The 22,213-nt window shown below is 65.2% G+C and carries 32 protein-coding genes; all 32 read left to right on the top strand.

Annotation, left to right across the window (positions count from 1 at the left end):
- Positions 1-72: 72 nt before the first annotated feature.
- The 32 genes from PBT88_RS07565 (at position 73) to PBT88_RS07415 (ending at position 22,212) form a co-directional block, all read left to right on the top strand.
- Complete coding sequence (locus PBT88_RS07565) at positions 73-294, top strand: helix-turn-helix domain-containing protein (RefSeq protein WP_270078587.1); 222 nt, start codon at positions 73-75, stop codon at positions 292-294.
- Complete coding sequence (locus PBT88_RS07560) at positions 294-512, top strand: hypothetical protein (protein ID WP_270078586.1); 219 nt, start codon at positions 294-296, stop codon at positions 510-512. The genes PBT88_RS07565 and PBT88_RS07560 overlap by 1 nt, the downstream gene beginning before the upstream one ends.
- Complete coding sequence (locus tag PBT88_RS07555) at positions 509-862, top strand: hypothetical protein (protein ID WP_270078585.1); 354 nt, start codon at positions 509-511, stop codon at positions 860-862. Before PBT88_RS07560 ends, PBT88_RS07555 begins: the two co-directional genes overlap by 4 nt.
- The gene (locus PBT88_RS07550) at positions 859-2,529 is read left to right on the top strand and encodes an SNF2-related protein (RefSeq protein ID WP_270078584.1); all 1,671 of its coding nucleotides are present in this window, start codon (positions 859-861) and stop codon (positions 2,527-2,529) included. Before PBT88_RS07555 ends, PBT88_RS07550 begins: the two co-directional genes overlap by 4 nt.
- The gene (locus tag PBT88_RS07545; RefSeq protein WP_270078583.1) at positions 2,526-2,732 is read left to right on the top strand and encodes a hypothetical protein; all 207 of its coding nucleotides are present in this window, start codon (positions 2,526-2,528) and stop codon (positions 2,730-2,732) included. Before PBT88_RS07550 ends, PBT88_RS07545 begins: the two co-directional genes overlap by 4 nt.
- Positions 2,732-4,372: a DNA cytosine methyltransferase gene (locus tag PBT88_RS07540; protein ID WP_270078582.1), complete on the top strand. Its 1,641-nt coding sequence runs from the start codon at positions 2,732-2,734 to the stop codon at positions 4,370-4,372. The genes PBT88_RS07545 and PBT88_RS07540 overlap by 1 nt, the downstream gene beginning before the upstream one ends.
- Positions 4,372-4,590, top strand: coding sequence for a hypothetical protein (locus PBT88_RS07535; protein WP_270078581.1), 219 nt, complete (start codon positions 4,372-4,374; stop codon positions 4,588-4,590). The genes PBT88_RS07540 and PBT88_RS07535 overlap by 1 nt, the downstream gene beginning before the upstream one ends.
- Positions 4,587-4,988: a PDDEXK family nuclease gene (locus PBT88_RS07530; RefSeq protein WP_270078580.1), complete on the top strand. Its 402-nt coding sequence runs from the start codon at positions 4,587-4,589 to the stop codon at positions 4,986-4,988. The genes PBT88_RS07535 and PBT88_RS07530 overlap by 4 nt, the downstream gene beginning before the upstream one ends.
- Entirely contained in the window at positions 4,985-5,941 is a 957-nt protein-coding gene (locus tag PBT88_RS07525; RefSeq protein ID WP_270078579.1) for an HNH endonuclease, read from the top strand. The genes PBT88_RS07530 and PBT88_RS07525 overlap by 4 nt, the downstream gene beginning before the upstream one ends.
- Positions 5,853-6,497, top strand: coding sequence for a hypothetical protein (locus tag PBT88_RS07520; RefSeq protein ID WP_270078578.1), 645 nt, complete (start codon positions 5,853-5,855; stop codon positions 6,495-6,497). The genes PBT88_RS07525 and PBT88_RS07520 overlap by 89 nt, the downstream gene beginning before the upstream one ends.
- Positions 6,494-7,510 (top strand): TPM domain-containing protein, encoded by a 1,017-nt coding sequence (locus tag PBT88_RS07515; protein ID WP_270078577.1) that lies wholly within the window; start codon positions 6,494-6,496, stop codon positions 7,508-7,510. Before PBT88_RS07520 ends, PBT88_RS07515 begins: the two co-directional genes overlap by 4 nt.
- Complete coding sequence (locus PBT88_RS07510; RefSeq protein WP_270078576.1) at positions 7,507-7,905, top strand: LexA family transcriptional regulator; 399 nt, start codon at positions 7,507-7,509, stop codon at positions 7,903-7,905. Before PBT88_RS07515 ends, PBT88_RS07510 begins: the two co-directional genes overlap by 4 nt.
- A gap of 72 nt (positions 7,906-7,977) precedes the next feature.
- Positions 7,978-8,343: a hypothetical protein gene (locus PBT88_RS07505; RefSeq protein ID WP_270078575.1), complete on the top strand. Its 366-nt coding sequence runs from the start codon at positions 7,978-7,980 to the stop codon at positions 8,341-8,343.
- Positions 8,344-8,545: 202 nt separating this feature from the next.
- Positions 8,546-8,716, top strand: a complete 171-nt coding sequence (locus tag PBT88_RS07500; protein ID WP_270078574.1) for a hypothetical protein — start codon at positions 8,546-8,548, stop codon at positions 8,714-8,716.
- A 78-nt stretch (positions 8,717-8,794) separates the two neighbouring features.
- A complete protein-coding gene (locus PBT88_RS07495) occupies positions 8,795-9,160 on the top strand; it encodes an HNH endonuclease signature motif containing protein (protein ID WP_270078573.1) in 366 nt (121 codons plus the stop codon).
- A 152-nt stretch (positions 9,161-9,312) separates the two neighbouring features.
- Complete coding sequence (locus PBT88_RS07490; RefSeq protein ID WP_270078572.1) at positions 9,313-9,780, top strand: hypothetical protein; 468 nt, start codon at positions 9,313-9,315, stop codon at positions 9,778-9,780.
- A 10-nt stretch (positions 9,781-9,790) separates the two neighbouring features.
- A complete protein-coding gene (locus tag PBT88_RS07485) occupies positions 9,791-10,093 on the top strand; it encodes a hypothetical protein (protein WP_270078571.1) in 303 nt (100 codons plus the stop codon).
- Positions 10,090-11,622 carry a terminase large subunit gene (locus tag PBT88_RS07480; protein ID WP_270078570.1) on the top strand — a complete coding sequence of 511 codons (1,533 nt, stop codon included), beginning with the start codon at positions 10,090-10,092 and terminating at the stop codon, positions 11,620-11,622. Before PBT88_RS07485 ends, PBT88_RS07480 begins: the two co-directional genes overlap by 4 nt.
- Positions 11,623-11,663: 41 nt before the next feature.
- Entirely contained in the window at positions 11,664-12,920 is a 1,257-nt protein-coding gene (locus PBT88_RS07475) for a phage portal protein (RefSeq protein ID WP_270078569.1), read from the top strand.
- The gene (locus PBT88_RS07470) at positions 12,910-13,650 is read left to right on the top strand and encodes a head maturation protease, ClpP-related (protein WP_270078568.1); all 741 of its coding nucleotides are present in this window, start codon (positions 12,910-12,912) and stop codon (positions 13,648-13,650) included. Before PBT88_RS07475 ends, PBT88_RS07470 begins: the two co-directional genes overlap by 11 nt.
- 81 nt (positions 13,651-13,731) lie before the next feature.
- The gene (locus tag PBT88_RS07465; protein WP_270078567.1) at positions 13,732-14,988 is read left to right on the top strand and encodes a phage major capsid protein; all 1,257 of its coding nucleotides are present in this window, start codon (positions 13,732-13,734) and stop codon (positions 14,986-14,988) included.
- A 97-nt stretch (positions 14,989-15,085) separates the two neighbouring features.
- The gene (locus PBT88_RS07460; protein WP_270078566.1) at positions 15,086-15,295 is read left to right on the top strand and encodes a hypothetical protein; all 210 of its coding nucleotides are present in this window, start codon (positions 15,086-15,088) and stop codon (positions 15,293-15,295) included.
- Positions 15,296-15,299: 4 nt separating this feature from the next.
- Positions 15,300-15,908, top strand: coding sequence for a head-tail connector protein (locus tag PBT88_RS07455; RefSeq protein ID WP_270078565.1), 609 nt, complete (start codon positions 15,300-15,302; stop codon positions 15,906-15,908).
- Positions 15,908-16,252 (top strand): phage head closure protein, encoded by a 345-nt coding sequence (locus PBT88_RS07450; RefSeq protein ID WP_270078564.1) that lies wholly within the window; start codon positions 15,908-15,910, stop codon positions 16,250-16,252. The genes PBT88_RS07455 and PBT88_RS07450 overlap by 1 nt, the downstream gene beginning before the upstream one ends.
- Positions 16,245-16,775: an HK97 gp10 family phage protein gene (locus PBT88_RS07445; RefSeq protein WP_270078563.1), complete on the top strand. Its 531-nt coding sequence runs from the start codon at positions 16,245-16,247 to the stop codon at positions 16,773-16,775. The genes PBT88_RS07450 and PBT88_RS07445 overlap by 8 nt, the downstream gene beginning before the upstream one ends.
- Positions 16,775-17,191, top strand: coding sequence for a tail completion protein gp17 (gp17, locus tag PBT88_RS07440; RefSeq protein WP_270078562.1), 417 nt, complete (start codon positions 16,775-16,777; stop codon positions 17,189-17,191). The genes PBT88_RS07445 and gp17 overlap by 1 nt, the downstream gene beginning before the upstream one ends.
- 24 nt (positions 17,192-17,215) lie before the next feature.
- Positions 17,216-17,647: a hypothetical protein gene (locus tag PBT88_RS07435; protein ID WP_270078561.1), complete on the top strand. Its 432-nt coding sequence runs from the start codon at positions 17,216-17,218 to the stop codon at positions 17,645-17,647.
- 2 nt (positions 17,648-17,649) lie between these two features.
- Entirely contained in the window at positions 17,650-17,943 is a 294-nt protein-coding gene (locus PBT88_RS07430) for a hypothetical protein (RefSeq protein WP_270078560.1), read from the top strand.
- Positions 17,921-18,340 carry a GTA-gp10 family protein gene (locus PBT88_RS07425; RefSeq protein ID WP_270078559.1) on the top strand — a complete coding sequence of 140 codons (420 nt, stop codon included), beginning with the start codon at positions 17,921-17,923 and terminating at the stop codon, positions 18,338-18,340. The genes PBT88_RS07430 and PBT88_RS07425 overlap by 23 nt, the downstream gene beginning before the upstream one ends.
- A 38-nt stretch (positions 18,341-18,378) precedes the next feature.
- Positions 18,379-18,489 carry a phage tail assembly chaperone gene (locus PBT88_RS21160; protein WP_407696527.1) on the top strand — a complete coding sequence of 37 codons (111 nt, stop codon included), beginning with the start codon at positions 18,379-18,381 and terminating at the stop codon, positions 18,487-18,489.
- 46 nt (positions 18,490-18,535) lie between these two features.
- On the top strand, positions 18,536-21,610 hold the full coding sequence (locus PBT88_RS07420) for a M15 family metallopeptidase (RefSeq protein ID WP_270078558.1): 3,075 nt from the start codon (positions 18,536-18,538) through the stop codon (positions 21,608-21,610).
- Entirely contained in the window at positions 21,607-22,212 is a 606-nt protein-coding gene (locus PBT88_RS07415; protein ID WP_270078557.1) for a hypothetical protein, read from the top strand. The genes PBT88_RS07420 and PBT88_RS07415 overlap by 4 nt, the downstream gene beginning before the upstream one ends.
- Position 22,213 lies beyond the last annotated feature (1 nt).

Raw genomic sequence — 22,213 nt, 5'->3', positions numbered from 1 at the left:
ACCGCAGCACGGGAACCCGGCGTGTTCGTAAATAGGGGCCGGAAAAACGGTGCCGTTCGCGATGGTCGCCGAATGATGGGGCTCGAAAGGGCCGCTGAACTGCTCGGTGGTCAAGAAAAGCTCGCCCGCGTTCTGGGCATCTCCTCGCGCCAGCTGCGCAAGAAGATCTCGGCCGAGGCGCCGATCAGTGACCTCGATGTGCGCCTCACTGTCGATGCGCTCACCCGCCGTGCGGAGCTGATGGGCGAGCTGGCTGCACGCATGTCCGCGCTGATCGTCAGGGAGACCGCGTAATGCGCCGCCCTAACCGAAGGATCCCGATCGCGGCGGCCCGCAAGATCGCCGAGGAATACGGGTACGACCAGGTCGTGATCTACGCGCGTCGCGTCGGGGAGCAGCCCGATCCCTGCGGCGAGCACATGACGACCTATGGCGTCACCCGCGAGCATTGCTCCGTCGCGGCGCGGATCGGCGACACGCTGAAGCGCTTCATGGGTTGGAACGTGACATGAGCGCCGCGCAGGACATCGCAGCGGTGCTCCGTCGCACCCGTATGCCGTCCGGCAGCGAGGCATCGCTCCAGATCGCCATCGGCGAGGCGCTCGGCCACGCGGGGATAGACCACGAACGCGAGAAGCGCCTCGGACCGGCGGACCGGATCGACTTCCTCTGCGCCGGCGGCGTGGGGATCGAGGCGAAGGTCAAATATCCCAAGCGGGCCATCTATAGGCAGCTGGAGCGCTATGCCGCGCATGACGAGGTTACGGCGCTGATCATCGTCACCGCCACTGCGATCGGCATGCCCGCACAGCTCAACTGCAAACCCGTCTTCTACGTCTCGATCGGGAGGGCATCCCTGTGAAGACCTACGGCAATCTGACATTCGACCGCACCAGCAAGCGCTGGACGATCACGGATCTCGAACCCCACGTCGCAATCGCGTTCAAGCGCATGTTTCCGCGCGTGCCGCAAACGACGCTGGTGCTCACCATGAGCGATACCGACGAGATCCGTTCGGACCTCGACTGGTTCATGAACCGCTATCCCCTCGCCCATGACGAGGGCGTCGAGCTTCGGGCGGGCGTCGAGCGACTGGCCGTGCGCGCGGCGGAGCGGGATCGCATCCTGTTACCGACGTGGCAGCCGGGCGAGGTGCCGGGCTTCCGGGACGGCAAGCAGCCATATCTCTATCAGACCCAGGCGGCGCAAATCGCCCTTCAGAATCCAGGCCTACTCGTGGGCGATGACGTCGGCCTGGGCAAGACGATCACTGCCGTCGCCGCCTGCACCATGGGCGCCCCGATGCCGGCTGCGGTGATCGTCCAGGCTCACCTCGCCAACCAGTGGGCTCGCCGGATCGAGGGATTCACCACGCTTCGCGCCCACGTCATCAAGACGACGAAGCCCTACGATCTGCCGCCGGCCGACATCTACGTCTTCAGCTATTCGAAGGTCATCGGCTGGACGGAGGTGATCGGCACCGGGTTCTTCCAGTCGGTCATCTATGACGAGATCCAGGAGCTTCGCCACGGCTGCGGCACGTCGAAGGGGCAGGTCTGCCGGATCGCCTCGGACAAGGCGGCGTTTCGCCTCGGCCTGACAGCCACGCCGATCTACAACTACGGCGACGAAATCCACGCCGTCATGGAATTCGTGAAGCCGGCCCTGCTCGGCGAAATCCACGAGTTCATGCGCGAATGGTGCGCGGGCAGCCGCACCGTGAAAGATCCGGACGGCCTCGGCTCGTTCCTTCGCGACACGGGCTATTTCCTCCGCCGCAACGAGGATGATCCGGCGGTCTCAGCGGCCCAGCCGCCGGCGAACGTCATCGATTGGGAAGTGGCCTATGACGAGGTGGCCGCCGCCGACGAGCAGGCGATCATGCGCTCGTTGGCAATGACCGTGATGCGCGGGGACTTCATGGAAGCCGGGCGCGCGGCGCGCGAGCTGGATCTGAAGATGCGGCAGATCACCGGCATCGCGAAGGCGCGCTCCGTCGCCGCCTATGTGAAGCTGCTCCTGCGCGACACCCCCCGCGTCCTGCTCGCCGGTTGGCACCGCGAGGTCTATTCGATCTGGGAGCAGGAGCTCCGCGAGTTCAACCCGGTTCTGTACACCGGCAGCGAGACGGCCGCCGGCAAGGATCGCAGCGTCAAGGCCTTCACCGAGGGCGACGCCCGGGTGATGATGATCTCGCTCCGGTCGGGCATTGGCTTGGACGGCCTCCAGTTCCATTGCCAGGATGTCGTGTTCGGCGAGCTGGACTGGTCGCCGCAGGTCCATCATCAGATCATCGGCCGCCTGCGTCGCCCGGGGCAGGATCAGCAGGTCACTGCTCATTACCTGCACACCAACGAGGGCAGCGATCCGGTCCTGCTCGAGACGCTCGGCATCAAGAGCGATCAGAGCCGCGGCATCACCGAGCCGGGCATCGCGCCGCGCCAGCGTTTCACGGACGACAGCCGCATCAAGCGTCTGGCTGCATATGTGCTCGGCGAGGACGCGCCGAAGATGGAGCAGGCCGCGTGATCGCCGCCCGGCTCTCCCGTCGGAAGAAGGCGGCCATTCTCGCCTCGCCTCCTCGCGCGCTCCGACTTCGCTTCGAACAGCGGCTTTCCGCGCGGCAGCAAACCCAGACCGAGCGTGAGCGGGCCTACCGCATCCGCGAGGCCCGCCAGATCCACGAGACATTCCAGCGCGACGCGCTGATGAACCAGGGGGCGCAGTCCTAATGCACGGGCTTTTCATTGATGGTTTCGCCGGCAGCGGCGGCGCATCGACCGGGATCGCTCAAGCCATCGGCCGCGAAGTGGATATCGCGATCAATCACAGCCCGAGCGCCATCGCGATCCATAAGGCGAACCATCCTGCCACCGAGCACCATTGCCAGGACATCCGCGCGCTTTGGCCGGCGCATGCCACCCGGTTGCGCCCGGTGGCGGGCGCCTGGTTCTCGCCCGACTGTAAGGAATTCTCGAAGGCGAAGGGTGCGCCGGTCAAGAACCGCCATATCCGCGCACTGGCCAATGAGGTGACCGTCTGGCTCAAGGAGACCAGGCCCACCGTCGCATATCTCGAGAACGTCGAGGAGTTCGAAACTGCGGCACCGCTCGACGCCGAGGGCATCCCTATTAAGGGGATGGAGGGCAAGATGTTCAAAGCGCTGGTCCGGCAATGGCGGGCGCTGGGCTATCGCGTCCAGTGGCGGGTTCTCAAGGCCTGCAACTATGGCGCGCCGACATCGCGCAAGCGCCTGTATGTCGTCATGCGCTGCGACGGTCTCCCGATCGTCTGGCCGAAGCCAACGCATGGACCGGCGAACGATAACCAGGTGATATCGGGCAAGCTACTCCCGTACCGCACGGCCGCCGAGTGCATCGATTGGTCGATCCCGTGCCCATCGATCTTCGACCGCAAGAAGGATCTGGCGGAGGCAACGAACCAGCGTCTCGCGCATGGCGTTGTGCGCCATGTCATCAATGCCGCCAAGGCGGGCAACGCCTTCATCGTCCCGGTGACGCATCAGGGATCGGTGCGCGTTCATGACCTCAATGATCCACTGCGGACCGTAACCGGCGCTCATCGCGGCGAGTTAGCGCTTGGTCAGGTCGAGATATCGCCGTTCATTTCCTATGGGCAGCAGGGTGGCCTGAACCGGCCTGCCAATGATCCGCTCCACACGATCGCTGCGTCGAGCAAAGACACCAATGGCGTCGCCTCGGCTTTCCTGACTAGGTTTTACGGAAGCGACAAAAAGGGCGCTGGCGGCGAACTGGATCGCCCGCTCGGTACAGCCCGAGCAGGCGGCCAGCATCATGCCGTCGTCGCTGCACACATGGCCCAGTTCAACACCAATCCGAACGGGTCGGTGAATGTTGGACATGGGATCAATGACCTGGTCAGCACCATTGCGACCCGCGGGCCGCATCAGGGCGTCGTCGAAACCACCATGGTCGAAGCGAGCGACCTCCCGCCGGCCATTCTCGAACGCGCAACGTTGGTGGCCGCGTTCCTGGTCAAATATTATGGCGAGGGCGGTACAAGTCAGAGCGCCGGCGTGCCGCTGGACTGCATCACGACCAAGGCGCGCTTCGCCGTCGTGACGGTGACAATCGATGCGGTCACCTATGTCATCGTGGACATCGGCCTGCGTATGCTCAAGCCGCGGGAGCTGGCCCGCGCTCAGGGCTTTCCGGACAGCTACATCCTCGATCCGCTCGTGCGGAAATTCCTGCGGGGTAAATGGGTTGAGCGGCGGCTGACAATCGCCGAGCAGATCAGCGCAATCGGCAACAGCGTTTGCCCACCCGTCGCTCGAGCGCTTGTGGCCGCCAACCAACCGCGCCCGATTGAAGAGAGGCTCGCTGCATAATGGGCCGCTTCTCTGTCGATCGCGACGGCAACATCACCGAAAACCCGGAGACGCCGGCCGAGCGTAAGGCGTTCCTGATCTATTACGCAAAGGTGCTGCTGCGCGAGGCGACCGTGCGGCGCGGCCAGAACAATGGCTGGCTGCTCCGCGGCGCAGCGGAGGCGCGGCGCGAGGCGGCGGCGATCGATACCCGGCCGGCGCAGGGCCTGCTGCTGTGACGCTGCGCCTCAAGAGCCTGCCGAAGCACCTTGCCGCGCGCATCGTGCCCGACAAGCGCCCCGACATGCGCGCCCTCGGCCGATTGAAGACGGGCGAGATGAACAAGACGGAGGCGCGCTACGCCGCGGTCCTGGACGCGCACAAGATCGCCGGCGATGTGGTCTGGTGGAAGTTCGAAGGGCTCAAGTTCCGCTTGGCCGACAACACCTTTTACACCCCCGACTTCGCGGTGATGCTCTCGACCTGCGAGCTTGAGGCGCACGAGGTGAAGGGCTTCTGGACCGACGACGCGCGGGTGAAGATCAAGGTCGCGGCGGCCATCTACCCGATCAGGTTCATCGCTGTGCAGGCGCCGAAGGCCGGCGGCAGCGATTGGCAGCGCGAGGTGTTCGGGTGACCGTTTCGTCGGAAACGCTCGAGCTGTTGCTGGCTGCCGGCTTGGGTGGCGAATCCCTGCTCGCCGTCGTGCGGTCGATCGAGAACGACAATCCCGCAGCGGCAGAACGCCCCGCTGGTCGAAGCGCGGGGGCAATCCGGCAGCAGCGTTATCGCGATCGCAACATCGAGAGGCTTAAAAATCAGCGCCCCATTGAGCAGGATTGGGTGCGCCTCGTCGTCGCCGTCATTCATCGTGACGGTTCCTGTGTCTACTGCGGCACGACCGAGGATTTGACAGCTGATCATGTCATTCCTGTCTGCCAGGGCGGCCCGCATGACATGGAAAATCTCGTGGCAGCCTGCCATGGGTGCAACAAGTCGAAGGGCGGTAGGACTCCGGATGAGTGGGCGGCATCGGGTAACGTCGTTGCGTCACGTTACGTAACGCGCGTTACGGCGGAGCGTAACACGGGCCCCGCCCCCTCCCTTCCCCAAAATGAGATCTTAAAACCCCTACCCACCCCCACCCGTGAGAATTCCCGTGCGCGTGAAGGGCTCGATCCGGTTTCGGTTTCAGCCAAGCTCGACGCTGCGCAGATCGCGGTCGGCCTGGTGCTGTTCGGCATCGCCGACATCCAGCGCCGTCGGTGGAGGGGTATGCCCCCGCCCCATGCCGTGAGCGGCGAGCAATGGCGGGGGTTCCTCGACATGCGGAAGTCGATCCGAAAAACCCTCACGGACCGGGCCTACGTCCTGCTCTGCCGCAAATTGGCGGCCCACGACGACCCCGAATGGCCGCCTGGCGAGATCGTCGATCACATGACCGAAAACAGCTGGCGGAGCTTCCGGCCAGAGTGGCTCCCCAAGAAAACGGAACGGCGAAATGGGCAACGAGCTTTCCACGAACGAACGAGCGGATGGGCGGCCCGTCCTGGCTACGATGGCATTGAGCCCGCGTCGCTGGACGACTGACGAGGCGGTCGCGGTAGCGGGCAGCGATGTCCACGAGGCGATCGCATCGGCGATCGCGTACATCGATGTCGCATTCTGGCCGGTGCCGACCGATGCGAAGGCGCGCGACGGCTGGAAGGCGGCGATGGACGAGCGCCTGCGCCGCCTCGCGATCAAGATCGCTCCCGGCATGCAGCCGGCGCAGACGCAGCCGTTCCGCGACGTGCTGGTCGAAGCGCTGTCGGACCTGCCTGCGATGGTCGCGCTCACCGCTGCCAAGCGCGCGCTCCATCAGCAGATGGATTTCTTGAACCAGATTGAGAAGGTCGTTCGCGAGATCGCGGCGACCGTGATTGCCGAGCGGCGCGCAGCGCGCGGCCGGCTGGAAGACCTCGCTCGTGACCTGTCCCGCCCGCGGCGAGCCGCGCTGCCACCGCAAGAGGACGGAGCACCGCTCAGCCTCGACGAGATCCGCAAGATGTCCGCGCACATGCGCAGCCTCGGTATCAGCACCGGCTTCATCAGCGCCGAGCAGCTGGCCGAGGTCGAGGCCGCCGAGCGGGCTGAAGCGGCATGACCACAAACTCACCTCAGCCTTGGAGACCGCAGACCATGAAAATTGCCACCATCTTGCTTGCCGCCGCGCTTGCCGTACCAGCGATAGCTGCGCCGCTGGCCTTCCCCGATCGCGGCCGGGCGGCCGTCGTCGATGCCGCCCATGTGCTATCGAACAGCCAGGCGGACGCGCTCAACCGTCGCATCGTGGCATGGGACAAGGCGACGGGTCACCAGCTCGCCGTTGCGACGATACCCAGCCTCCAAGGCCATGAGATCGCCGACTATGGCTATCAGCTTGGTCGCGCATGGGGATTGGGCCGCAAGGGCATCGACGACGGCGTCGTGCTGATCATCGCGCCGGTGGAGCACAAGGTCCGCATCGAGGTTGGTCGCGGGCTCGAAGGCGATCTGACCGATGCGCAGTCGGCCGAGATTCTGATCAACACAATCGTCCCGCGCCTCAAAGCCCACGATCTCCCGGGCGCGCTGTCGGATGGCGCCGACGCGATCATGGCCGCGATCCCCGCGGATGCGGGAGACACCGCCAACGCTGCGAAAGCATCTGGCAGCCTGATGCCTGCAATTCTCGGCGTCATCGCGCTGATGCTGGCTGCCGGTGTTGGTGCATGGGTGCTTCTTGAGCGCCGACGGAATAAAGCCGTCGCCGAGTCCGCGGCGCGGCGTCGTGCCCGTGAAGATGGGGATGCGGCCAAGAAACGCGCAGCACCGCTCATGCCGGCGTCGTATGGGCGCCCGCCGCGATATGTCTCGCCCCTGCCCCCTTATGGCGGAAGCGGAGCGAGTTACGAGCCCCCGCGAGCCCCAGTAATCGCGCCGGTGATCGTCAATGCCCCGGCGCCGACCTATGAAGCGCCGCGCAGGCGCGACGATGATAATTCGTCATCCAGCAGCTGGGGCTCGACCAGCGATAGCAGCTCATCTTCGTCGTCGTCGGACAGCGGTTCCAGCAGCAGCGGCTTTGATAGCGGCGGTGGTAGCTTCAGCGGCGGCGGATCGGACAGCAGCTGGTGAATATGCAGTCTCGTCTAACCGCACGAGACAGCATCTCTGCGCCGGCGCGCGTCCTGCGCATGCTCAATCAGTGGTTCACGCAGAGCTCGATCCCGCCGAGCTATCGCGAGATCGCGTTCTTCTCTGGCGTATCCCTTCCGCGCGTACGGGGTTACCTCGACGTGCTGGAAGGGCGCGGGCATCTCACGCATAAGCCTGGCGTCGAGCGAAGCATCGAAATGGCCGATAGGTGCGCCAACATCTGCACGGACGAACTGATCCGCGCTCTCCATGGTCGCAATATGACGGTCATCGTCAAACCGCCGCCCGTCGCGGCGGTCCCTATCTGCGAAGCTTTCCCCCTCGACCCGCAACCAAAGGATGACCTGCTCGCGCTAGTGGAACGGATTGTATAGCAGACCGACACCCCTGACCCTGCGACATAGCGTGAACACACGCGCGCGGGCGCGTCGTGCCAGGGGGTCGCGGTGCAGTATCAGCGGATTGAACAGGCAAAACCCAAAGCGGCGCGGCCTTCTGCGCGGGCACACTTCGCGAACGACCTGCCTGACTTCTCAGTGTTCCGTGGCCTCGATCGGGCAGGCACGGTTACCGACATCGTCTTGAACCGCCTGCGCCAATTCGAGGAAGACGTGGCTACCCGACGCGCTAGGCAGCGGCCCCGTAAGATGGCCGATCCGTTCACGCCCGGCGAGGAAATCCGTCTTGCTGGCGGCGCTTTCGGCGGTCTGGTTGGCGTGATCGACCAAAGCGACGGCCGGACAACGTATGTGCTGTTCGAAAACCTCAGGGTGAAAATCGACACTTCTCAACTGCGTGAAGACGTAATATAGAGGCAGCCTTCCCTTAGGGACCTGCCGCTCCAGCGGCCTTGTGCAAGAGAGCAGTGGCCAGGCCACCCCTTGCCAGATCGGACGAAGCACGGTGCTTCGACGAGTGTCGTAAGGTTGTCTAGAACTCGACCGATATCCGCAAGCTGCGCCAGAGCTTTGCGCTGCCCGGTCGCACGCAGCCCACTATGATGATTGGATCCCTATGCAGGATCAGGCGCGCCAGCTCGAGAGCTTGGCTACATCACTGCACGCCGTGGCCTTCGACTTCGCCGAGGCAGCGCGTTCGATCCGCGAGAGCGAGCGTCGCATCGCCGAGGTCGAGCGTATCTGCGCCGAGGCGCGTGCCGTGGTGCGCGGACGCAGTCGAACCTGATGCGCTCGCTGGCTGGCACTATCGCCATGGCATGGGCGCCGACGCTGACGCTGCTCGCTGCGATGTGCTTCCTCTACCATGGTTGAGCGCCTTCGCGGCCGGGCTGGTCAGCGCCAGCGCCTGCGGCGTCTCAAGCGGACCAGCGGCCTCTGCGAGATGTGCCGAGATGCAGGCCGGGTTGAGCCGGCGACGGTCGTCGACCATATCAGGCCGCTCGCACTGGGCGGCGACGACAGCGACGGCAACACCCGCAACCTGTGCGACGGGCACCACGCCGAGGTCACGGCGGAGCAGTTCGGCACGACCGCGGCAGCCGGCCTAGGCGGATCGGACGCGCGGGGACTGCCGATCAACCCCGCCCACCCGTGGAACAGCGGCAGCGGGCTCCGCCCCGAGCCGATTTCCGCGCGCGACAGAAAATTGCGCGAACACGCAACGGATTGATTGCGCCTGCCCGCAACATCGTGTCGCGCAACAATATGACCCCCGGGGGGGTCGAAAGTTGCGAGGCGGCAGGTCGGGACACCGCTCAGTTCCCGACTTCAATCGCTAATACAGTTTTTGCTCCCGGTTTTTGCCGGCGGAAAGGGGTCCAAATGGCCCGACGTCAGCGCATCGACAGCGCGGCCGGCGCGGTCGCGACCATGGCGGCCGCCGCGCGCGACCTGTCGCCGCCGAAGCACCTGAAGATCCGGCGCGGTGATCTGCCCTTCTGGGACGCTGTTATTGCCGAGCGGGCGAAGAGCGAGTGGACGGCGTCCGACCTGGCAGTCGCTGCCAACCTGACCCGGGCGATGGCCGATGCGGAGCGCATCGCCAGCGCGGCGGTTGACGGGGGCGGGCATATCAAGCTGCCGGACCTCATCGCCACCATCGAGCTGTCGGACAAGCTAGCGCGCCGCATCGTTACCCTCCGCCGCGCCCTCGGCCTCGATAACCGATCGAAGAATGGCGAGCAGCGCGACGTCAACAAGCGGCGCGAGCAGGCCAAGGAAATCGAGGGCGGCCACAACCCGATGGCCGACGACAGCGATGACCTGCTGGCGCGCCCGCGCCTGAACTGAGGGGGTCTCTATGACCGATCGCGGATCAGGCCGAACAACGCGGCAGCTCGCCGCACTTCCCGACGGCGCCTTCTACCTCGTGCCTGGGATGGGGGTGGTCCGCCACTGCCAGCAGCTACTGCGCTCGGCCGGCCGCCAGCCCAGAGCGATCAACTTCGTCACCCGCGATATGCAAGGGACGATCTGGGGCGCTCGCGTGCCGGCCTGGGATGTCGACCACGCCTACTTCGAGGTGGTGGGAAGCAGGTCCGGAATTACGGTCTATGACCTCTTGTGGATGGCCGCTGGGCAGGGGCCTCTCTCGGAGCAGTGACCCGCGGCGAGCGGGTAATAGCGTTCATCGAGCGCTACTGCCTTGTCCCAGAGGGCAAGCTGGTCGGGAAACCAGTCAAGCTGGTTCCGTTCCAGAAGCGGTTCATCCTTGAGGTCTACGACAACCCGGCTGGCACGACCGAGGGTATCCTCTCGATCGCCCGAAAGAACGGCAAGTCAGCCCTCATCGCGTGCATCATGCTCGCCCACATTGCCGGCCCGGAGGCCCGGCTAAACAGCCAGATCGTCTCCGGCGCGCGCTCGCGCGACCAGGCCGCCCTCGTCTTCAACCTCGCGGCGAAGATGATCGCGCTGAGCCCGGATCTGTCGAAACTGGTTCGGATCGTGCCGTCGGGCAAGCGCTTGATCGGCTTGGCACTCAATGTCGAATATCGGGCCCTGGCAGCGGACGGATCGACTGCACACGGCCTATCGCCGGTGCTCGCGATCTTCGACGAGATGGGCCAGGTCCGCGGCCCGCAGGACGACTTCATTGAGGCGATCGAGACGGCGCAGGGTGCCTATGACGACGCGCTCAAGATCATCATTTCGACCCAGGCGCCTACCGACGCCGACATGCTCTCTATTCGGATCGACGACGCCAGGCGCTCGAAAGATCCGAAGATTGTCTGTCACGTCTATGAGGGGCCGGCCGGCTGCGATGTCCTCGATGCTGAGGCGCATGCCGCCGCCAACCCGGCGCTGGGGCTGTTTCGGAGTCAGGTTGAGCTCAGCGCCGCGGCCGAAAAGGCCAAGCGGATGCCCTCTTTCGAGAACGGCTTCCGCAACCTTTATCTGAACCAGCGCGTCAACCGCTTCTCCCCTTTCCTCGCCCCGGCGATCTGGGGCGCAACGTCCGGTGAGATCGACGAAGAGGCGTTCGCCACCGGCATGGTGTTCGGCGGTCTCGATCTTGCCGAAACGACCGACCTTTGTGCCTTCGTCCTGATCGCGCGCGGCAAGGATGGCCGCTGGCACGTGAAGGCGTGGTTCTGGAAGCCCGCGAACACCCTGACGGATCACGCGAAGCGCGACCGCGCGCCGTATGATCTGTGGGCTGACAAGGGGTTCATCGAAGCGGTTCCGGGCGTCGCGGTCGATTACGAGTATATCGCGCGCCGCATCGGGGAAATCTGCGACGGGATGACCGTCGTGAAAATCGGCTACGACCGTTTCCGCTTCAAGACGCTTGAAGCGCAAATGCAGAAGCTGAGCATCACTCTGCCCTTCGAACCGATGGGTCAGGGTTACGTCTCGATGGCGCCCGCCATGGACGTCACCGAGATCGCCTTTCTGAACGATCACGTCCGCCACGGCGCCAACCCGGTGCTGACGATGTGCGCCGCCAACGCGGTCGTCATCAAGGACCCTGCCGGCAACCGGAAGCTCGACAAGGCGAAATCGACCGGCCGCATCGACGGCATGGTCGGCCTTGTCATGGCCATGGGCGTCTCGTCGGCCCCCGAGGGAGAGCAGCCCTATGTCGGTTCCTTCTTCGTGGACCTCGATGCCGAGGACGATCCTGAGTGAGTAGGATTGCGCTCGGCCGCGATCTTGCCCCGACCCCGAGCGTGAACGCCGCTGTGGACAGCGGATTCATCATCCAGGGCGGTGGCGATGACGCCGCCATCATGGAATTCTTCGGCGGCGGTCAGCGCGCCGCCGGGATGACGGTGACGCCCGAGACCGCCATGCGCCTCTCGGCCGTATGGCGCTGCGTAACGCTCATCGCCGGCGCCATGATGTGCAACCCGATCGGCATCTACGAGCGCCTCCCCGGCGGCTCGAAGAAGCGGCTCGACGATCACGAATTCACGCGCTTCCTCACCGACGAGGCGAACGACGACACGTCGGGCCCCGAGTTCATTGAGCTCCAGGCCATGGCCATGATGCTGCGCGGCAACGGTTACGCGGTGATCCGCCAGGCCCGCAACGGCGTCATTCATGACCTCGACTATTACCATCCGGCGCGCGTCACGCCCTACTATTCGGGCAAGACGAAGTGGTATCGGATCATCAATCTCGACGGGGAAGTCGAGTATTTCGATTCCAGCCAGATCCTGCACTTCAAGGGGCCGGGTCAGACCTATGACGGCCTTCGTGCCCTTTCGACCGTCGAGCATCATGCACAGTCGATCGGCGTCGGCCTCGCCACGCGGGACTATACCGCCGGCCAATTCGAGCGCGGGCTGCTGACGAACGACTATTTCACCTTCAACGGTGGAATTTCGAGCGACCAGCGAAAGGACTTCAAGGATTATCTGCGCAAGCGCGCGTCGGGGATCAGCAACGCGCATAATCCCCTGCTCCTGGAAAACGGAGCGAAATGGGACCGCGTAACGGTCACCGCCAAGGACGCGCAGCTGCTCGAGCTGCTCGCCTATTCGGCCGTCGACGTCGCCCGCGTCTTCGGCGTCCCCCCGCACATGATCGGTGAAACCGCCGGCGCCAGCAACTGGGGCACGGGCATCGAGCAGCAGAACCTGGGCTTCGATCGCTACTCGGTCGCCCCTCACAAGATCCGGGTGGCGAAAGAGCTGAGCCGGAAGCTGTTTCCGATCGTCGGTGCCAAGCGCTCCAAGCTCTTCGTGTCGTTCGACGACGAGCACCTGATGGGCGCCGATAGCAAGGCGATCTCCGAATATCTCCGCGCCGCGCTCGGCGGCAACCAGCTGCCTGGCTGGATGTCGGAGAACGATGCTCGCCGGAAGACCGGCCTACCGCCGAGCGACGATCCGAACGCCGACAAGATCTACTCGCCGATGGGTCACGCCCCGCCGGGCGAGCCATTGGTCCAACCCGAGAAGGAAACGGGCAATGCATCGTAAGCTCTTCGCGCTCGCGCGGGACAATGCTGGCAAGGGCGCCGGCATCCGCTCGGAGATCGATGGCGATACCGCCACGATCTACATCTACGACGTGATCGACAGCTATTGGGGCGTCTCCGCCGCCGACCTGGCGAACGCCCTGCAGGGCATCACCGCATCGACGCTGGTGATGCGGATCAACTCCCCGGGCGGCGACGTCTTCGAGGCGCGCGCAATGATGGCGCTGCTGTCGGAATTTTCCGGCACCGTCACCGCCAAGATCGACGGCCTCGCCGCGTCGGCCGCCAGTTTCCTCATGCTCGCGGCCTCCACCATCGAGATCGCCGAGGGCGGCTTTGTCATGATCCACAAGGGCTGGACCATGATGATGGGGAACGCGGACGATCTGCGCTCCACCGCTGACCTGCTTGACAAGGTCGATAGCTCGATCGTTTCGAACTACGCGGCGAAGACCGGCAAGTCGGCCGACGACATCCTCGCATGGATGAAAGCGGAGACCTGGTTCGACGCAGCCGAGGCGGTCGAGAACGGCTTCTGCAACTCGGTCATGCCGACCACGGCCGCCAAGGCCGACGCGAAGGCCAAGGCCTCGACCTTCAACCTGTCGGTCTACGACAAGGCGCCCAAGGCGCTCACCGAACAGCAGCCCCCGGAGGATGACCAGGATCTGGAGGCGCTGCGCGTCGCCAACCTCGCACGCCTCGGGCTCTACGAGCGAACGGCCGCCTAAGCGACCGCTCTGACGGCGATCCTTCCCGGACGCCCCACCACGACCCCGCCATTGGCGGGGCTTTTTTATGGAGCAATCCCCATGACCATCAAGGCGCTCCGGGACCAGCGCAACGCCAAGGCGCTGGAAGCCCGCAACCTTCTCGACCCCGCCACCACCAAGTTCACCAAGGAAATCTCGGCGAAGGTCGACGAGATCTACGCGGAGATCGACCTCCTCGACAGCCAGATCGACCGACTGGAAAAGCAGGCGAAGATCGACGGCGAGAGGGATCGCGACGACACGAACCGCGAGACGCAGGACCGCATCAATGCGAGCCTGACGCCCGACCAGCGCGAGCACGCCAGCAAGTATCGAAATGCGTTCCGCAGCTTCCTCATCCACGGCGAACGCGGCATCTCGCAGGACGAGTCTCTGATCCTCCGGACTGGCCGGCCGCAGGCCGCTCAGTCCGGCCAGCAGGGCAACGGCGCGGCCGGCGGTTATCTCGTCCCGACCGGCTTCGGCGCGGAGCTGATCGAGGCTCTCAAGTCCTTCGGCGGCATGCGCGACGTCGCCAACGTCATCCAGACCGCCGGCGGTAACCCGTTCCCGTACCCGACGGTCGACGAGACCGGCCAGGAGGGCGAGATCGTCGCCGAATCCACCCCGGCCACCTCGCAGGACATCACCTTCGGCACCATCCAGATCGGGGCGTTCAAGTTCTCGTCCAAGATCTTCACGGTCCCGATCGAGCTCCTGATGGATCAGGGCCCGGGGATGGACGTCGAGGCGTATATCCGGAAGGCGGCCGCAACCCGCATCGCGCGCGCCCAGAACCGCTACTTCACGGTGGGCACGGGCACCGCGCAGCCGCGCGGCATCGTCACCGCCGCAGCGGCCGGCAAGGTCGGCGCCGCCGGACAGACCACGACCGTTTTGCCCGACGACATCATCGATCTCATCCACTCGGTCGATCCCGCGTATCGTGGCATGCCGAACGTGGGCTTCATGTTCCACGACACGACCCTTCGGGCGCTCAAGAAGATCAAGGACAACCAGAACCGTCCGCTGTGGCTTCCCGGCGACTATTCGAAGAAGGAACCGGACACCTTCAACGCGTACCCGTACACCATCAACCAGCACATGCCGGTGATGGCGGCGAACGCGAAGTCGATGATCTTCGGCGACATGCACGAGTACATGATCCGCGACATCCTCGAGGTGACCCTGTTCCGCTTCGACGACAGCGCCTTCATGTCGAAGGGCCAGATCGGCTTCCTCGCCTGGGCTCGCGCCGACGGCAACCTCATGACCGCCGGTGCACCGGTCGCCTACTACCAGAACTCGGCGACCTAACCGAACCCGTCGGCGCCTCCCCCGCGGCCGACGACACCCTGGGCCGGCGCGTTGAGGCGCGCCGGTCGCTTTCTTCCGAACAATGAAGGAGCCACCCATGGCCACGAATCCGGATGCTGCGGTCAAGTCCGCCGCGAAGAAGGTGCGCGTCCTCGTCGCGCACGAAGAGCACCGCCCCCACCACGTCCTGACCCTGCCGACCAAGGAGGCCGATGCGGCCGTCAAGGATGGCTGGGCGTGCGACGATCCCGAGGGCATCGCCTATTCCGAGAAGAACGAAGCGCAGCCGGCGGCCGAGAAGGCCTGATCCGATGACCGAACCCGTCTCGCTCGATCAGCTGAAGGTGCACCTGCGCCTCGAAGAGGGCGAGACGGATGAGGACGCGTACCTAACCGGGATGATCATGGCCGCGCGGCGCGCGTGTGAATACCAGATCAACCGCTCAGTCGTCGGCGCAACCGACGTGCTCAACCTCGATATTTTTCCCGGCGAAGAGCATAGCCCCTTCCCCATCATCCCGCTTGAGGCATGCAGCCCGCGCTCGCGCGATATCTGCCTCGCGGGTGGCATGGTCGCCTCGGTTACGAGCGTGACCTATTTCGACGAGGCGGGGGCCGAGCAGACGCTCGATCCGTCCACCTATTTCGCCGACCTGGTCGATGCGCCGGCGCTCCTCGCGCCCGTTGGTCGTAGCTGGCCGAAGACGCAGAATCGGCCCGGCGCCGTCACGATCACCTATCTCGTGTCGCCGCTTACGGCTGACGATCTCGCGACGGTCGCTCAGGCGATGTTGCTGCTGATCGGGCATTGGTATCGGAATCGCGAGAGCGTCGCCGTCGATATCCGCGGCACGCCGATTGAGCTTCCGCTGTCCGTGACATGGCTGCTCACCCCCCTTCGCCAGTGGGCGACGGACTGATGGGCTTGTCGGCCGGCCGGCTTCGGCACCGCATCGAGGTTTGGCGCAAGCAGAAGGTGGATGACGGGCTCGGCGGCCGGAAGGTTGACTGGGTCAAGGTTTCGACGCGGTGGGCGGAGGTAACCAGCCAGAACGGGCGCGAGGTTCTGCTGTCGCAGGCAGTCCAGGGCGTTCAATTCTTCCGGATTACCGTCCGCTTCGGATCCGGCATCCGCGACACCGATCAGCTTCGCTACCGCGGAACTGCACTCAACGTCAGATCGGTCGTCGATCCTGATGGCATGCGCGAGAGCCAGATCGTTCAAGCCGATACGGAATCGGTCGAGGCGCTCCCCGATGGTTGAGACGCTGAAGGGCGCCGCTGCGATGGCCGCCCTCTTCGACACGCTGCCGAAAGCAGCTGACGAGCAATTGCGCACGACGCTGCCGAAGATGGGCGCCGCAGTCCTCGCCGCGCAGAAGCAGGATGTGCCCATCCGGACCGGCGACCTTTGGCGCGGCCTGTCGGTGCAGGTCCTCGCCGGGGGTCACACCATCCGCATCGGCCTCCTCAACCGTTCGAACACCAGCTCGGCGAGCGGTAAGACGAGCTACGGCGGCCTCTATTATGGCCGGTTCGTGGAGTTTGGCCGGCGCGGCCAGGTCGTGTCGGTCCAGCGGCGGCGCCGCGTCGGCGGCAAGCCCCGCACCCTGCACGGCCGCAAGCGCGCCGAGGATTTGTTCAAGACTTATCCGATGCGAGTGGCCCCGGCACCCGCGCGGCCGTTTGTTCGAACGCCCGCTGCTGAATCCGCCGCGCTGGACGCAGGCGAGAACCTCGCGGACTTCTGGAACCGGGTGCTTCAGCGAGCGGGTGGGAGCAACTGATGGCTGACGAGTTGATCCCGCCGGACGTCCTCCAGGCGGCTCAAGATCGCGTATTCCTGCTGCTGAACGGCGCGCCGTCGCTCACCGGCAAGGTCTATCAGGCCGTGCCGCAGGACACCCAGCCACCTTTCGTCGTCGTCGGCGACATGAATGTTCAGCCGCTCGGCGGCAAGCTCGACACCAGCAAGCGCATCACCGTCGATGTCCATTTCGTCTACCGCGGCGAGGAACGGCGCGGCCTGCTGGCGATGATGAACGCTGCCTATTGGGCGCTGTTCGGCAAGGTGCCGGACGACCTCGACGGCGTGACCTTTTGCGGGCCGATCGACTGGCTCGCTGACGATACAGCGACGGGCACCGACGGCGTTTCCTACGCCGGCCTGTCGACGTGGGAAGTGTGTGCAGAACCGGCCTGAACCGGGCAATCAAGGAGACCTACGATGGCCGTTCTTCTCGGCAACCAGTATCTGGCATGGCTCGAAAGCGCCACGGCCGGCACCTACAATCCGATCAAGGGCCAGGGCACGTTCAGCGAAACGCGCAACCCGCAGGAGATCGACACCTCCGACAAGACGACGGCGGGCTTCAACACCGGCGCCTTCGGCAACGTCGCGTGGAAGGGCGAGCTCGACGTCAAGGTCAAGCTGCCGGACGTCAACGGCTACACGCGCCTCGAGACGCAGTGCAATGCGGGCATCCCGTTCAATTTCCAGATCCGGAAGAACGGTCTCGCCGGCGTCGTCGCCGATGCCATCTTCTCCGCGTCGGTCTACGGCGCCATCACGAGCCGCACCTTCAACAAGGACGGCACCGTCGACGTGAAGGTCAGCCTCTCGCTCGCCGATGCGCCGACCGTCGATACGCTGGCCTGATCATGGTCACGATCGGCACCCAGGCGCTCGACGCTGTCCGTCCCGCTGATCTCGATCAGCGGCTCGTCGCCACGACCGGCTGCAATGCGGCCGAGCATCTGGCGGCTCTCACCAACCCGGCACGCTCGCCGACACCGTTGCAGGTTGCGACGGTGCTGGCGGCGCTGCTCGTCGAGCCCCGGCCGACCTCCGATCTGGTCGCGATGATCGGCGAAGACGACCTGTCGGCCGTGCGCGAGCAGGTGATCGACATTCTCAAGGAAGGTGTGCCGCATGGCGAAGTCGCCCCGCAGTAAACCGGTGGCGAAAGCCCCTGGCGCGTCGAAGGCCAACAAGGCACGCGGCGAGCATGAGATCGTGCTCGACGGCGTGACCTACCTCCTCCGACCGGCCCATTCCGCGCTCAAGCTGATTGAGCAACAGACCGGCCACGCCATCCTCGCGCTTGTCCAGCTGGGCAGCGCGGGCGAGCTGACGATCGAGCTTCTCGGCATCATCGCCTCGGAGCTGATCCGGGCCGGAGCCAAGGACGAGGCAACTCAGCATGTTGGCGCGGAGCGGATCGAGGAGTTGATCATCGAGGCCGGCATCCCGCACGCGGCGGCCGTCCTCGTGGTCTGCCTCACAGATGCTGCGACCGGCGGGCGCACCGCATCGGGGGAAGTGAAGGCGACGTCGGCGCCAGCCCGGTAGATCCGGATGAACGCTGGCGTCGCCTCAGCGGCGTCGCGATGGATGCTTTCGGCTGGTTGCCCGATCAGTTCTGGAACGCGACGCCGCACGACTTTTGGGCGATGGTGGATGCCAGGCGAGAAGCGAACAAAGCGCTTCAGCAGCGGTAAAGCCGACTGCCCGACCGCCTGATTTCCTCTTTTCAGGGAGACGCACATGGCACGCGGTGCGACCACCCAAAACCTGTTCTTGCAGATCAGCGGCAGCGCCGATGGTCTGCAACGCGCCGCCAAGGTCGCGAAAACCAGCCTTGCTGAGCTTGGCGCTGCGTCTGGTGACTTGCAGCAGGTTGTGGCCGACAATTTCCGCAAGCTTGGCGGCGGTGACCTCACCCAGTCCGCCCGGCAGCTGGAGTCTACGTATCGAAAGACGTTCGCGAATATCCGCGCCGCGGCCGAGGATACGCTGTCCAAGCCGATGACCGCCGGGTCAATCGTGACCGGCAATGTTGCCGCGGCTGAGCAGCAGCTTACTGCCGCGCGCGCGACGGCCCTTGCCTATCGCGAGCTTGCCGACGCGCAGACCCGGATGGTCTCGACATCGACATCCGTTTCCGCTGGAGAGCGCGAACTCGCTGTCGTGCTGGAAACGCAAGCGCTTGCGGCGAAAGAGGACATCGTCGGAATCGAGCAGCGGATTGCCGTTCTCCGCCGCCTCCAATCCGCGTTGGGGACGTCGACCGAAGCTGAGGGCGAAAACGCCGCCGCCCACACCCGCATGGGCGCCTCGGGGATGATTGCCGAGCATGTGATCCGCTCCTTCTCCGACTCGGTCGCTGCTGGGCAGTCCCCGGTTCGAGCGCTCGGGATGGAGATGGGCCGCATCACCGAAGCGATGACGATGTTCGCGGCGCAGAGCAACGCTAGCGAAGGCGCATTGGGCAAATTCGCGGGCTTCATGGGTGGTCCATGGGGGTTGGCGATAAGCGTCGCGGTGGCCGCCCTCATCCCCCTGACTGAGCATCTGCTTGGTGCCGGCGACGCCTCCGATAGCCTGAAGGGGAAAGTCCTCACCCTTGCCGACGCGCTAAGTGCGGAGAAATTCGGCACCGAGGCCGCGACGAAGGCGTTGCAGGAGTACAATGCCGAGAAGAGGCGCGCAGACGACAACGACAGCAATGCCGCTGCAAGCCATATCGCCGCGGCACAGCGTGACATCCAAGCGGCTCGCGCGCGCCGGGATCAGTATCTTGCGGAAGCTCAAAATCTTCGATCTCGCCCTGACACCGGCGACGAAGCCGCGCAGGCCAGTAGGGGCATGGCTGCCGCCGCCCTGGAACGGAAAGCCGCGGCAGAAACATCGAGCATTCGGGATGCCGAGGGCATCGTGCGAAGTTCTCAGATCGATCAGGCGAAGGAGGCAGCGAAAGCCGCTACCGACCCAATCGAGGCGATCCGGCAGAAGTATCTCCACATGTCAGACGCGGCGACGGAGGCCGCGCGGGCTAATGACAAGCTGGCCTCCAGCCTCGCCGGGCTCCTGACGAAATACGCGATCCAAGAAGCGGCCGAGATCAAGGTCGCCGAGGCAAAGAAGGCCGCCGAGCGCACCGCGGTGAACGACAACCGCCAGTCCGGCCGCCAGGTGACGGTCGCGCAGGCCGAGGGCATCGTTCAGGGCATCGGCGGCCGCGTCACCAGCAGCTATCGCAGCACCGCTGAACAGCAGGTGCTGTACGATCGCTACAAGGCCGGGAAAGGTCCGCTGGCGGCGAAGCCCGGCACGAGCGAACATGAGCGCGGCCAGGCGCTCGACGTCGCCAAGTCGGCGGGCATGACGCTTGCGAAGATCGTCGAGGCGTTCGCCGCTCAGGGCGTGCATCTCACGGAGCGGCTCGACGAAGGCGACCACTATCACGTCGCGTGGGGTGCCAAAGGCCCGAAAGGCCCCTCGTCCGAGACGCTCGCCAAGCGGCAGCAGGCCGCCACGCGCAAGGATGCGAACGACGATCGCGCCTTCCAGGGGCAGCTGCGGCAGGCGCAGAGCGACTATTCGCAGGCGATGTTGGGCCTGAGCACCACGGCTCAGGAGCGCTATGCGGTCTCGATTACCCATCTGCGCACGGACCTCGATGCGCGCGACAAGGCGCTCGACGATCAGGTCACTGCCGGAAGCCTGTCCAGCGCCGAGGCGCTCCAGCTGAAGGTCATCAACGGGATGACCGAGCAGCTGATGGAACAGCGCGCCAAGCGAGAGGAGATGAACGATCTCCTTGATCAGCAGCTGACGGCCGCGCGGACCCAGATCCAGTCCGATCTCGCGCTCATTCAGCTTCGTCAGCAAGGCGCCGTCGGCCGGCCGGCGCAGTATAAACTCGCTCAGGATGCCCTCGCCAAGCAGCAGGAGGAAAACCGGGATAGCATCGCGCAGCGGATCAACAATTTCGGCCGCGACCCGCAGAGCGCCACGGCCGCTGTGCAGGAGTCTCAGAGCCTGCCGGAGATCGAGGCGCAGCAGCGCGCCAACCTCTCCAAACAATATCAGAGCCCACTCGATTCCTACAAAGACCAGCTGAAGGCGAATGTCGGCGACATGGGGGACGCCTTGCAGGGTGTCGCCGTCGATGGGCTCAAGGGGTTGGAGGATGGGTTGCAAGGCCTGATTTCCGGCACGGAATCCGTGTCCGGCGCCTTCAAGAAAATGGCGACGTCCATCATCGCGGATCTCGCGCGCATCGCGATCGAGAAGGCAATCCTCGGCTTCTTCGGCCTGAAGGATGGCGGCCTTGTGCCGGGGCTCTCGTCGGGCGGATTGGCCGGCTTCGCGATGGGGGGACTTCCGGGCTTCGCCAGGGGTGCCAGCCCGTCGCGCATCGGCAACCGTATCTCGGGCGCCGGGACCGGAACGTCGGACAGCATCCTCGCGCTGGTCGGTGGCCGTAAACTAATTCGGGTCGCGAACGGCGAAGGCATCGCCAACGAGCGAGCGGTCAAGCAGTGGTGGCCGATCATCGATCAGATGAACAAGGGCACCTTTCGGGGCTTTGCCGCGGGTGGCCTGCCCTCTGGCGTCCAGCAAGCGGACCTGTCCCCCTCGGATATGCGCTCGCTGTCGTCGCCGCGCAGCGCGGTCGGCCCGGCTCACATCCTCGTCCAGGTTGAGGAGGGCGCGCTCTTCCGCCCCGTGGTCAGCGATATCTCGGCGCGCCACGCCCAAGCGGCGATCATCGCTGGAGCGAACCAGGCGGCCGAAGATCGCCACGACGATGCCTATTCGGCGATCCCGCAGTGACCGGGCCCATCCTGCTGCCGGAAAAGCCGGCGCTGAAGACGGACAAGCCCCACATGCTGGATTGGGGCGGCCCGCTTACCCCTGCCCTCGGCGGCCCGGTGCAGACACTGATGCGGCTCGGCACGCGCCACTCGCTCGACTTCGTTCTGCCAAGGATGAGGGCGGAGCCGTTCGGCCGGATCTGGTCGGCCCGGCTCCGCATGGCAAAGCTTTTCGGTGCGCTCCTTCCATTTGGGCAGGATGGCTTCAAGCCTGGCTCGCCGGGCGCGATCGTCGTGGACGGCGCCGGCCAGAGCGGCATGTCGCTGAAGGTCAAGGGTGGCACACCCGCCTATCCGATCCGCGAGGGGCAGGCATTCAGCATCGTCACGAACGGACGTCGGTATCTCTACTTCGCGTCCGCGAAAGGCTTCCTCGATGCGTCCGGCGGCGCGACCGTTCAGATCTTTCCCATGCTGCGCGTCATGCCCGCCGACGGTGACGTCTGCGAGTTCGGCCGGCCGATGATCCAGGGCTCGCTCGCCGGAAACGAGGTGGCTTGGGATCGCGACACCTCGCCGTGGTTCGATTTCGGCACGATCACGATCACCGAAGACGAATAGC

Source organism: Sphingomonas abietis (assembly GCF_027625475.1).
GTDB classification, from domain to species: domain Bacteria; phylum Pseudomonadota; class Alphaproteobacteria; order Sphingomonadales; family Sphingomonadaceae; genus Solisphingomonas; species Solisphingomonas abietis.
Note: the sequence above shows the minus strand (reverse complement) of the source record. Positions and strands in the feature narration are given on the sequence as shown.

Excerpts from the sequence above, each read along its gene's own strand:
- PBT88_RS07485 (WP_270078571.1), top strand. The coding sequence starts at position 9,791 with ATGACCGATCGCGGATCAGGCCGAACAACGCGGCAGCTCGCCGCACTT.
- PBT88_RS07560 (WP_270078586.1), top strand. The coding sequence starts at position 294 with ATGCGCCGCCCTAACCGAAGGATCCCGATCGCGGCGGCCCGCAAGATC.
- PBT88_RS07565 (WP_270078587.1), top strand. The coding sequence starts at position 73 with ATGATGGGGCTCGAAAGGGCCGCTGAACTGCTCGGTGGTCAAGAAAAG.
- PBT88_RS07445 (WP_270078563.1), top strand. The coding sequence starts at position 16,245 with ATGGTTGAGACGCTGAAGGGCGCCGCTGCGATGGCCGCCCTCTTCGAC.
- PBT88_RS07455 (WP_270078565.1), top strand. The coding sequence starts at position 15,300 with ATGACCGAACCCGTCTCGCTCGATCAGCTGAAGGTGCACCTGCGCCTC.
- PBT88_RS07465 (WP_270078567.1), top strand. The coding sequence starts at position 13,732 with ATGACCATCAAGGCGCTCCGGGACCAGCGCAACGCCAAGGCGCTGGAA.
- PBT88_RS07435 (WP_270078561.1), top strand. The coding sequence starts at position 17,216 with ATGGCCGTTCTTCTCGGCAACCAGTATCTGGCATGGCTCGAAAGCGCC.
- PBT88_RS07500 (WP_270078574.1), top strand. The coding sequence starts at position 8,546 with ATGCAGGATCAGGCGCGCCAGCTCGAGAGCTTGGCTACATCACTGCAC.
- gp17 (WP_270078562.1), top strand. The coding sequence starts at position 16,775 with ATGGCTGACGAGTTGATCCCGCCGGACGTCCTCCAGGCGGCTCAAGAT.
- PBT88_RS07495 (WP_270078573.1), top strand. The coding sequence starts at position 8,795 with ATGGTTGAGCGCCTTCGCGGCCGGGCTGGTCAGCGCCAGCGCCTGCGG.
- PBT88_RS07490 (WP_270078572.1), top strand. The coding sequence starts at position 9,313 with ATGGCCCGACGTCAGCGCATCGACAGCGCGGCCGGCGCGGTCGCGACC.
- PBT88_RS21160 (WP_407696527.1), top strand. The coding sequence starts at position 18,379 with ATGGATGCTTTCGGCTGGTTGCCCGATCAGTTCTGGAACGCGACGCCG.
- PBT88_RS07535 (WP_270078581.1), top strand. The coding sequence starts at position 4,372 with ATGGGCCGCTTCTCTGTCGATCGCGACGGCAACATCACCGAAAACCCG.
- PBT88_RS07470 (WP_270078568.1), top strand. The coding sequence starts at position 12,910 with ATGCATCGTAAGCTCTTCGCGCTCGCGCGGGACAATGCTGGCAAGGGC.
- PBT88_RS07555 (WP_270078585.1), top strand. The coding sequence starts at position 509 with ATGAGCGCCGCGCAGGACATCGCAGCGGTGCTCCGTCGCACCCGTATG.
- PBT88_RS07430 (WP_270078560.1), top strand. The coding sequence starts at position 17,650 with ATGGTCACGATCGGCACCCAGGCGCTCGACGCTGTCCGTCCCGCTGAT.
- PBT88_RS07540 (WP_270078582.1), top strand. The coding sequence starts at position 2,732 with ATGCACGGGCTTTTCATTGATGGTTTCGCCGGCAGCGGCGGCGCATCG.
- PBT88_RS07450 (WP_270078564.1), top strand. The coding sequence starts at position 15,908 with ATGGGCTTGTCGGCCGGCCGGCTTCGGCACCGCATCGAGGTTTGGCGC.
- PBT88_RS07515 (WP_270078577.1), top strand. The coding sequence starts at position 6,494 with ATGACCACAAACTCACCTCAGCCTTGGAGACCGCAGACCATGAAAATT.
- PBT88_RS07520 (WP_270078578.1), top strand. The coding sequence starts at position 5,853 with ATGGGCAACGAGCTTTCCACGAACGAACGAGCGGATGGGCGGCCCGTC.
- PBT88_RS07420 (WP_270078558.1), top strand. The coding sequence starts at position 18,536 with ATGGCACGCGGTGCGACCACCCAAAACCTGTTCTTGCAGATCAGCGGC.
- PBT88_RS07460 (WP_270078566.1), top strand. The coding sequence starts at position 15,086 with ATGGCCACGAATCCGGATGCTGCGGTCAAGTCCGCCGCGAAGAAGGTG.
- PBT88_RS07425 (WP_270078559.1), top strand. The coding sequence starts at position 17,921 with ATGGCGAAGTCGCCCCGCAGTAAACCGGTGGCGAAAGCCCCTGGCGCG.